Below are 8577 nucleotides of genomic sequence, written 5' to 3'. Positions count from 1 at the left end.
GGGGAGCCCGCGCCGGCGGGGGGACCCGCCCTGACAGAGCCCTGTCACGGCCCTGCCGTAGCCTGACCGCCATGACTCCGGACGAACTGGTGCGCGAGCACACGATCTACTCCTGTGTGATGGGCTCGCGCGCCTTCGGCCTCGCGACCGAGGGCAGCGACACGGACGTCCGGGGCGTGTACCTCGCCCCGACACCGCTGTTCTGGCACTTCGACAAGCCCCCCGCGCACGTGGAGGGCCCCGGCGAGGAGCAGTTCAGCTGGGAGCTGGAACGCTTCTGCGAACTGGCCCTGCGCAACAACCCGAACGTGCTGGAGTGCCTCCACTCCCCCGTGGTCGAGCACGTCGACGACCTCGGCCGCGAACTGCTCTCGCTCCGCGGCGCCTTCCTCTCCCGGCAGGCGCACCAGACCTTCGTCCGCTACGCGGGAGGGCAGCGCCGCAAGCTCGACGCGGACGTTCGCCAGTACGGCCATCCGCGCTGGAAGCACGCCATGCACCTACTGCGGCTGCTGACCAGCTGCCGGGACCTGKTGCGCTCGGGCGAGCTGCGGATCGACGTCGGCGACGACCGCGAGCGCCTCCTCGCCGTGAAGCGCGGCGAAGTGGCCTGGAGCGAGGTGGAGGCCTGGATGAACCGCCTCCAGGAGGAGGCCGACCACGCCCTCGACACGACCCCGCTCCCGGCGGCGCCGGACCACGCGCGCGTGCAGGACTTCCTGATCCGCGCACGCCGCGCCTCGGCGACCGCCGAACTCCCGGGCTAGCCCCGGGGCCCCCTAAGACGCGGTCGCCCTGGCCCGGACGACCAGGTCGTGCAGCAGGGCGTGGGCCCGTTCCGCCGTCTCCACCAGGCCCGACGCGGCCTGCGCCTCGTCCAGGACGGCGTGCAGGGCCTCCGTCTCCGCCCGTACGTCCTCGACGCCCACCTCCGCGAGCCCGTGCTCCGCGGCCGCCTTCGCCGCGACGAGGTCGGACAGCCGGGCGGGCGCCTCGGCGACCTCCCCGGCCAGGGTCGGCAGATGGGCCTGGACCTCGCCCGAGCGCATCAGGTGGATGCCGGTCAGCAGCGCCCGGTAGGTGTAGAGCAGCGGCTTGAGTTCACCGCTGCGCTCGAAGAGCCGCCACTGGGTGCCGGCGAACCCCCGGTAGTGGTGGGCGTGGTGGGAGGTGAGCACCTCGGGCACGAGCGAGACCAGCTCCGCGTGGGCCTCCGTGGTGTGCGCGACGAGCGGGGAGGTGAGCTGCTCCAGGACGTAGCCGTTGCGGCGCAGCATCAGCCGGGCGAACTTCCGCAGGTCGTGGGTGACCAGGTCCATCTCGACGCCGTCCCGGTCCCACATCCGGCTGCGGGTCTCCTCGGGCTCGCGCAGCCCGACCAGCGCCTCCACCGGCAGCAGGTGCGCGCCGCGCAGGTCCACGTCCGAGTCGCGGGACGGGAACCCGTACAGGTGCGCGCCGGAGACGGTCGCGAAGAGCAGGGGGTCGGGCTGTTCGGCGACGACGGCCGAGAGGTCCAGGTCCAGGGTGAGCGTCATGGGTCAAGCGTCCCAGAGGGCGCCGAAGGTCAGCAGGTCGCTCCGGTACTCGACGCGCTCCGCCCACTCCTGCGGCCAGGCGCCCGCGCCGAGGTGCGCGCCGGCGAAGGCACCCGCGAGGGCCGCGATCGAGTCCGAGTCGCCCCGGGTGCAGGCGGCCCGGCGCAGGGCGGTGAGGGGTTCGCCGGGGAAGAGCAGGAAGCAGAGCAGCGCGGTCGCGAGGGCCTCCTCGGCGATCCAGCCGTCCCCGGTGTACGTACAGGGGTCGAGTTCGGGGTCGGCCGTGCGCTGGACGGCGTCGAGGCGCTCCAGGACGGCCAGGCACTCGTCCCAGCCGCGCTCGACGAAGTGCCGGGCGGAGGGGTCCTGGGACCGGGTCCAGAGGTCGCCGAGCCAGTGCTCGTGGTACCGGGAGCGGTTCTCGTACGCGTACGAGCGCAGCTGTCCGACGAGTCCGGCCGGGTCGACGCCCTGGGCCAGGAGGTGCACGGCGCGGGCGGTGAGGTCGGAGGCGGCGAGCGCGGTGGGGTGACCGTGGGTCAGGGCCGCCTGGAGCTGCGCGGCCCCGGCCCGCTGCTCCTCGCTCAGCCCGGGGACGAGCCCGACGGGGGTGACCCGCATGTTGGCGCCGCAGCCCTTGGAGTGGATCTGGCTGGCGTCCTGCCAGGGCCGGTCGCCGTCGAGGAGCGCGCAGGCCGTCAGACAGGTGTTGCCGGGGGCGCGGTTGTTCTCCGGGGAGTGGTACCAGTCGACGAACTCGGCGCGGACGGGACCGGCGAGCGCGTGCGGGGACAGCAGCTCCCGGTCCATGGCCGTGCGGATGCCCCGGGCGAAGGCGAGGGCCATCTGGGTGTCGTCGGTGACGTACGCCGTCCCGCCGCTGACCGGCAGGGCCATCTCCCGCCAGGGGCCGACCTTGGCGAGGATCGCGGGCACGTTGTTGAACTCGGTCGGGAAGCCCAGCGCGTCGCCGAGTGCCAGGCCTATCAGGGAGCCGGTCGCGGCCTGCCTGGTCGCGGTGCGTGCGAGGTTCACGTGGATCGTCCTTCCGGTCGCAGGAGGGGCGGGTGGAGGGTGGTGGCCTCGCCCGCCCGGTACAGGGCGGCCGGTTTCCCCCGTCCGCCGGTGAGGCGCGGCGGCCCTTCCACGGCCCGGACGAAGCCGGGCGTGGCGAGGACCTTGCGCCGGAAGTTGGGGCGGTCGAGCTCGACGCCCCAGACCGTCTCGTAGACCTGCCGGAGCTCGCCGAGCGTGAACTCGGGCGGGCAGAAGGCGGTCGCGAGGCAGGTGTACTCCAGCTTGGCGCCGACCCGTTCGTGGGCGTCGGCGAGGATGCGGTCGTGGTCGAAGGCGAGCGTCCCGTGCGTCCCGTACGGCACCCACCGGGCCTGCGCCGCGTCCCCGCCGCCGCGGGGTTCGGGGGCGTCGGGCACCAGGGCGGCGAAGGCGACGGAGACGACCCGCATCCTCGGGTCGCGGTCGGGATCGCTGTAGGTGCGGAGCTGTTCGAGGTGGAGTCCGGCGACGGTGGCTCCGGAGAGCCCGGTCTCCTCGGCGAGTTCACGGCGGGCGGCCAGTTCGGCGGACTCGCGGGGCTGGACGAAGCCGCCGGGGAGCGCCCAGGACCCGGCGTACGGTGACTGGCCGCGCTCGACGAGCAGGACGTGGAGGCGGTCCTCGCGGAGGGTGAGGACGGCGAGGTCGACGGTGACGGCGAACGGTTCGAAGGCGCGCGGGTCGTACCCCACGGGCGCGCCCCCGGCGACGGCTCCAGCCGCGTCCCCGGGCAAGCTGCCCGCTCCCCCGCGTACCGGAGTACGGCCGCGAGTACAGCGAACTCAAGCTCGCCGAACTCCGCGCCGAACGGCCCGGCGCCGCCTGGTCCGACGTCGCCTTCCACTCCGCCGACTTCCCCGTCATCGCCCAGCGCCAGGCCGAACTGGAGGAGCAGGCGGCCCGCGACGGCTCACCCGTCCTCTTCTGCGACACCGACGCCTTCGCCACCACCATCTGGCACGAGCGCTACATGGGCACCACCAGCGCCGCCACGGGGGAGATCGCCGCCCGCGGCCGCCAGCCGCTCCTCGTGCGGGCCGGTGAGGACGGCAGTGCGGCGCTCGCTGTGGGCGAGCTGGGTGAGGAACCGCGCCGTCATCCAGGGCCGCAGGTGCTCTCCGTCGCGCAGTCCGTCGTCCTCGAAGTCGACGCCCCGGTGGTCGGTGAGCAGCCAGAGGTGCTGCCGGCCGCGGGCGGCGATCTCCCCCGTGGCGGCGCTGGTGGTGCCCATGTAGCGCTCGTGCCAGATGGTGGTGGCGAAGGCGTCGGTGTCGCAGAAGAGGACGGGTGAGCCGTCGCGGGCCGCCTGCTCCTCCAGTTCGGCCTGGCGCTGGGCGATGACGGGGAAGTCGGCGGAGTGGAAGGCGACGTCGGACCAGGCGGCGCCGGGCCGTTCGGCGCGGAGTTCGGCGAGCTTGAGTTCGCTGTACTCGCGGCCGTACTCCGGTACGTACCGGGTGCGGGCCCAGACGCCGCCGCGCCGCCGGTAGTGGTCGGCGAGGGCGAGGGCCATCGTGGTGGTGCCGGTGGACTCGGCGCCGAGGACGACGACCCGGCGGGTGAGCGCGGCGCGTACGGGCGGCTCCAGGAAGTCCCAGGTGCCGGCGGGGTCCGCGCGGACGGCGGTCCCGGAGACGGGGAAGCGCTCGCGCCCTGGGTCGACGGAGACGGCCTCGGCGCCGAAGCGGCGGGCGAGTTCCTCCCCGTACGGCTCCGAGGTGAAGACGGCGTCGACGGACTCGGGCACGGCGGCGCGGAAGACCGCCATGTGGGCGTCCCAGACGTCGGGGTCCCGGAGGTCGACGGGGTGGTCGTCGACGGCTCCGACGACGAGGGCGTCGGGATGGACCTCCCGCATCCAGGCGACCCGGTCCTCCAGGGCGATGCTCTCCACGGAGGAGGCGCAGACGAGGACGGTGAGGCGTTCGCAGCGGGCGAGGGCCGTCTCGACGAGGTGGTGGTGGCCGGCGTGCGGCGGATAGAACTTGCCGAGGACCAGGCCGTGTCCGTAGCGCGTCACGCCGCCACCTCCGTGCCGAGGGCGCGGCGGCCGGCGAGGTCCTTGGTCCAGCCGCGCAGGCCGTGGACGCAGAGCGTCATGAAGCCGACGTAGAGCAGGGAGGTCAGGTAGAGCTCCTTGTACGCGTACAGGGGGACGTAGATCAGGTCGGCGGCGATCCACAGCCACCAGGACTCCAGGCGCTTGCGGCACTGGCCGTAGGTCGCCATGAGGGAGAGCGCGGTCGTGAGGGCGTCCCAGAAGGGGACGGTCGAGTCGGTGGCGCGGTCGAGGAGCAGGGTGAGGGCGAGGGTCCCCACCGCCCCCGCCGTGAGCAGCCACGTCCACTCGGTGCGCGTGGTGCGGCGCACCGGGAGGGCGTCGGAGCCTGGTCCACCCCCGTGGGTCCAGGTCCACCAGCCGTACACGGCGAGGGTGATGAAGACGATCTGGAGGCCGGCGTCGGCGTACAGCCCTGCCTGCGTGAAGAGCAGGACGAAGAACAGGTTGTTGGCGATGCCGATGGGCCAGTTCGCGAGGTGCTGGCGGGCGACGAGCCAGACGCAGAGCGCACCGCTGCCGAAGCCCAGGACCTCGGTCCAGCTGACCGGGGTGTCCAGGATGGTGAAGAGCGGCTGCTGCATGGGTTCGAGAATGCTTGCGAGGCTCACGCCCGCCTCCTTTAGAGTCAGGTTGACTATAAAGGGCGACGGGTCGCGGCCACAAGCCCTTGGACCGGGTCCCGGACGCGGGAGAGCCGAGGACCACCCGCCGGTCGCCGACCTCCCGGACACGGAAGAGCCCGCGACCGACAGGCGGTCGCGGGCTCTCTCGTACGGCGGCGCGGGGCCTTACATGCCGACTTCCTTCATCAGCATGCCGACCTCCGTGTTGGTGAGGCGGCGCAGCCAGCCCGACTTCTGGTCGCCCAGACCGATCGGCCCGAAGGCCGTGCGGACCAGCTTCTCGACCGGGAAGCCCGCCTCGGCGAGCATGCGGCGCACGATGTGCTTGCGTCCCTCGTGCAGCGTGACCTCGACCAGGTAGTTCTTGCCGGTCTGCTCGACCACGCGGAAGTGGTCCGCGCGGGCGTAGCCGTCCTCCAGCTCGATGCCGTCCTTGAGCCGCTTGCCGACCTCGCGGGGCAGCGGGCCGGTGATGGCGGCCAGGTAGGTCTTCTTCACGCCGTACTTCGGGTGCGTGAGGCGGTGGGCCAGCTCACCGTGGTTGGTGAGCAGGATGATGCCCTCGGTCTCCGTGTCGAGCCGGCCGACGTGGAAGAGCCGCGTCTCGCGGTTGTTGACGTAGTCGCCGAGGCACTGGCGGCCGTCCGGGTCCTCCATCGTGGAGACCACACCGGCCGGCTTGTTCAGCGCGAAGAACAGGTACGACTGGGTGGCGACGGTCAGGCCGTCCACCTTGATCTCGTCCTTCTCCGGGTCGACGCGCTTGCCCTGCTCCAGCACGATCTCGCCGTTGACCTCGACGCGGGCCTGCTCGATGAGCTCCTCGCAGGCGCGCCGCGAGCCCATGCCGGCGCGGGCGAGGACCTTCTGCAGCCGCTCGCCCTCCTGCTCGGCGCCGGGGAAGGTCTTCGGGGTCTTGATCTCGGGCCGGTTCTCGTACCGCTCCCGGTTGCGCTGCTCGATCTTGGCGTCGAGCTCGCGCGAGCGGGCCGGGGCCTGGCGCTGGCCGTGCGGGCCGCGACGGGGCGGGGTGCCGCCCTGCGGGGCCTTGGGGCCGCCCTTGGCGCCGCCGCGGGCCGCGGAGCCGCGGCCCTTCTTGGGGGCCTCGGCGGGCGGGCTCACGTCGTAGGTGCGCTCCTCGGGGCGAGGCCGGCGCGGGTTGCTCTGGCTCTTCTGGCCGTCGCGACCGCCACCCTGGTAGCCACCGCCGGAGCCGCCGCCCTGGTAGCCACCGCCGCCGGAGCCGCTGCCGCCGCGGTAGCCACCGCCACCGCCGCTGCCACCGCGGTAACCGCCGCCGCCGCTGCCGGAGCCGCCACCGGAGCCCCGGTAGCCGCCACCGCCGCCGCTGCCGCCACGGCCGCCACCGCTGCTGCCGCCGCGGCCGCCGCTGTTGCCACCACGGCTCCCGCCGTTGTTTCCGCTGCTGTTCCTGCCGCTGCTGCTTCGCATCAAACTTCCGTCTTGTCGTCGTCGTCCTCACGATCCGGTGCATCCGGATCGAACGACGGGACCCCTTCCAGTGAGTCCGGCTCGACCGCCTCGGCCTCGGGGAGGAAGGGCGCGAGCTCGGGGAGCTCGTCAAGGCCGCGCAGGCCCATCCGCTCCAGGAAGTAGTTCGTCGTCCTGTACAGGATCGCACCTGTTTCGGGTTCCGCGCCCGTCTCCTCCACCAGACCCCGCTGGAGCAGGGTCCTCATCACGCCGTCACAGTTCACTCCGCGGACCGCGGAGACCCGGGAACGGCTGACCGGCTGGCGGTACGCGACCACCGCGAGGGTCTCCAGGGCCGCCTGGGTGAGACGGGCCTGCTGCCCCTCCAGGACGAAGGCCTCGACGGCCGCGGCCTGGTCGGCGCGGGTGTAGTAGCGCCAGCCGCCGGCGACCTGTCGCAGCTCGAAGCCGCGGCCCTGGACGGTGTACTCGTCGGCCAGCTCGCGCAGCGCGTCGGCCACCTCGCGGGGGGTGCGCTCCAGGACCTTGGCGAGGTGCGCCTCGGTGGCGGGCTCGTCGACGACCATCAGGACGGCTTCCAGCGCGGGCTTGAGGGCGGGCTTCACGTCGCTCATGCGGCGGTCTCCTGGTCGAACTCGTCGGTCACGGCCCCCGCGGGATCCGCCTCGCCGCCGGTCCAGGTGACCGTGAGGTCCCCCAGGGCGGTCTCCTGGTCGAGGCCGACGGCCTTCTCCCGGTAGAGCTCCAGGAGGGCGAGGAAGCGGGCGACGACGGTGAGGGTGTCGTCGCCGACGTCCTCGATGAGCTCCCGGAAGAGCGCCGTCCCGCGCTCCCGCAGCAGCGAGACGACGACGGCGGCCTGCTCGCGGACGCTGACGAGCGGGGCGTGGATGTGGTCGATGTACACCTGCGGCTCGGCCTTGGGCTGCATGGCCTTCACGGCCAGCCGGGCGAAGCCCTCGGCGCCGATGGAGATGACGACCTCGGGCAGCAGCTGGGCGTGGTGCGGTTCGAGCCCGACGGTACGGGGGTGGCGCCGGCCCTCGGCCTCCCACCGCTCCTCGAAGATCGCCGCGATGCGCTTGTACGCGCGGTACTGGAGGAGCCGGGCGAAGAGCAGGTCGCGGGCCTCCAGGAGCGCGAGGTCGGCCTCGTCCTCGACCTCGGCGGCGGGCAGCAGCCGGGCAGCCTTGAGATCGAGCAGGGTGGCGGCGACGACGAGGAACTCGGTGGTCTGGTCGAGGTCCCCGTCGGGCCCGAGGGCCCGCAGGTGCGCCATGAACTCGTCGGTGACCCGCGAGAGGGCGACCTCGGTGACGTCGAGCTTGTGCTTGGTGATCAGCTGCAGGAGCAGATCGAAGGGCCCCTCGAAGTTCGCGAGCCGCACGGTGAAGCGCCCGTCAGCACTGTCGACGGGGGCGGCGCCGGGCGCGCCGGGGGGCGCGGGCTCGGGCTCGGGCTCGGCGACAGGCTCTGGCCCTGCCGGAGGCACAGGCGCGGTCTCGGGGGCGGCCGCACGGTCCGGCCCCGCCGCCGGCGCGGCGCCCGGGTCGGCCGTGGCTTCGAGCGCGGACGTCGCCTCGCGCTCGGGTACGGCTCCGGGTCCGCCCCCGTGCGCGGGCTCGGGGCCCGCCGCGGGCGTGCGCCCGGGCTCGGCCGCAAGCGCCGGCTCGGCCGCAGACTCCGGCCCCGTCGCCGGCCCGGCCTCCGGAGGCGCCGGTGCCCTCACCGGCACCTCCGCCTCGCCCTCCGCAGGAGGCGCGGCCGGTGGATCGCCCGGGCCCCGCCCCAGGGCGCGGCGGCGTGGGGGGCGGGACGTTTCGTCAGGGGCGTGGTGCATGGA

General features: G+C 73.6%; 9 protein-coding genes and 1 pseudogene. 2 read left to right on the top strand and 8 right to left on the bottom strand.

Annotated features, from left to right (window positions below; all coding sequences use genetic code 11):
• Positions 1-71 precede the first annotated feature (71 nt).
• Positions 72-767 carry a DNA polymerase beta superfamily protein gene (locus EAO70_RS23155; RefSeq protein WP_148004724.1) on the top strand — a complete coding sequence of 232 codons (696 nt, stop codon included), beginning with the start codon at positions 72-74 and terminating at the stop codon, positions 765-767.
• A 12-nt stretch (positions 768-779) separates the two neighbouring features.
• Here the strand turns inward: EAO70_RS23155 and EAO70_RS23150 are convergent, their stop codons facing one another.
• From EAO70_RS23150 to EAO70_RS23140, 3 genes are read right to left on the bottom strand one after another with little or no spacing between them, the layout of a single operon-like run.
• Positions 780-1538, bottom strand: coding sequence for a DNA polymerase beta superfamily protein (locus tag EAO70_RS23150; RefSeq protein ID WP_148004723.1), 759 nt, complete (start codon positions 1536-1538; stop codon positions 780-782).
• 3 nt (positions 1539-1541) lie between these two features.
• The gene (locus tag EAO70_RS23145; protein WP_148004722.1) at positions 1542-2573 is read right to left on the bottom strand and encodes an ADP-ribosylglycohydrolase family protein; all 1032 of its coding nucleotides are present in this window, start codon (positions 2571-2573) and stop codon (positions 1542-1544) included.
• Positions 2570-3328, bottom strand: coding sequence for an NUDIX hydrolase (locus EAO70_RS23140; RefSeq protein WP_148004721.1), 759 nt, complete (start codon positions 3326-3328; stop codon positions 2570-2572). Before EAO70_RS23140 ends, EAO70_RS23145 begins: the two co-directional genes overlap by 4 nt.
• Before the next feature lie 74 nt (positions 3329-3402).
• Here EAO70_RS23140 and EAO70_RS23135 point away from each other — a divergent pair.
• Positions 3403-3561, top strand: a pseudogene (locus EAO70_RS23135) (transcriptional regulator); the annotation flags it as partial.
• On the opposite strand, the gene EAO70_RS23130 reads toward EAO70_RS23135, so the two are convergent.
• The 5 genes from EAO70_RS23130 to EAO70_RS23110 form a co-directional block, all read right to left on the bottom strand.
• On the bottom strand, positions 3505-4614 hold the full coding sequence (locus tag EAO70_RS23130) for an AAA family ATPase (protein ID WP_261992993.1): 1110 nt from the start codon (positions 4612-4614) through the stop codon (positions 3505-3507). The pseudogene EAO70_RS23135 and the gene EAO70_RS23130 overlap by 57 nt on opposite strands.
• Positions 4611-5264: a nicotinamide riboside transporter PnuC gene (gene pnuC / locus EAO70_RS23125; protein WP_148004720.1), complete on the bottom strand. Its 654-nt coding sequence runs from the start codon at positions 5262-5264 to the stop codon at positions 4611-4613. Before pnuC ends, EAO70_RS23130 begins: the two co-directional genes overlap by 4 nt.
• Before the next feature lie 180 nt (positions 5265-5444).
• Positions 5445-6731: a pseudouridine synthase gene (locus tag EAO70_RS23120; RefSeq protein ID WP_148004719.1), complete on the bottom strand. Its 1287-nt coding sequence runs from the start codon at positions 6729-6731 to the stop codon at positions 5445-5447.
• Positions 6731-7348 carry an SMC-Scp complex subunit ScpB gene (gene scpB, locus EAO70_RS23115; protein WP_148004718.1) on the bottom strand — a complete coding sequence of 206 codons (618 nt, stop codon included), beginning with the start codon at positions 7346-7348 and terminating at the stop codon, positions 6731-6733. Before scpB ends, EAO70_RS23120 begins: the two co-directional genes overlap by 1 nt.
• Positions 7345-8574 carry a segregation and condensation protein A gene (locus EAO70_RS23110; RefSeq protein ID WP_148004717.1) on the bottom strand — a complete coding sequence of 410 codons (1230 nt, stop codon included), beginning with the start codon at positions 8572-8574 and terminating at the stop codon, positions 7345-7347. Before EAO70_RS23110 ends, scpB begins: the two co-directional genes overlap by 4 nt.
• Positions 8575-8577: the final 3 nt, after the last annotated feature.

Origin of the sequence: Streptomyces sp. adm13(2018), assembly GCF_008042145.1 — a bacterium.
Lineage (GTDB): Bacteria > Actinomycetota > Actinomycetes > Streptomycetales > Streptomycetaceae > Streptomyces.
The sequence above is the reverse complement of the archived record's forward strand: the minus strand, read 5'-3'. Positions and strand labels throughout refer to the sequence as shown.

Excerpts from the sequence above, each read along its gene's own strand:
- EAO70_RS23150 (WP_148004723.1), bottom strand. The coding sequence starts at position 1,538 with ATGACGCTCACCCTGGACCTGGACCTCTCGGCCGTCGTCGCCGAACAG.
- EAO70_RS23120 (WP_148004719.1), bottom strand. The coding sequence starts at position 6,731 with ATGCGAAGCAGCAGCGGCAGGAACAGCAGCGGAAACAACGGCGGGAGC.
- scpB (WP_148004718.1), bottom strand. The coding sequence starts at position 7,348 with ATGAGCGACGTGAAGCCCGCCCTCAAGCCCGCGCTGGAAGCCGTCCTG.
- EAO70_RS23110 (WP_148004717.1), bottom strand. The coding sequence starts at position 8,574 with ATGCACCACGCCCCTGACGAAACGTCCCGCCCCCCACGCCGCCGCGCC.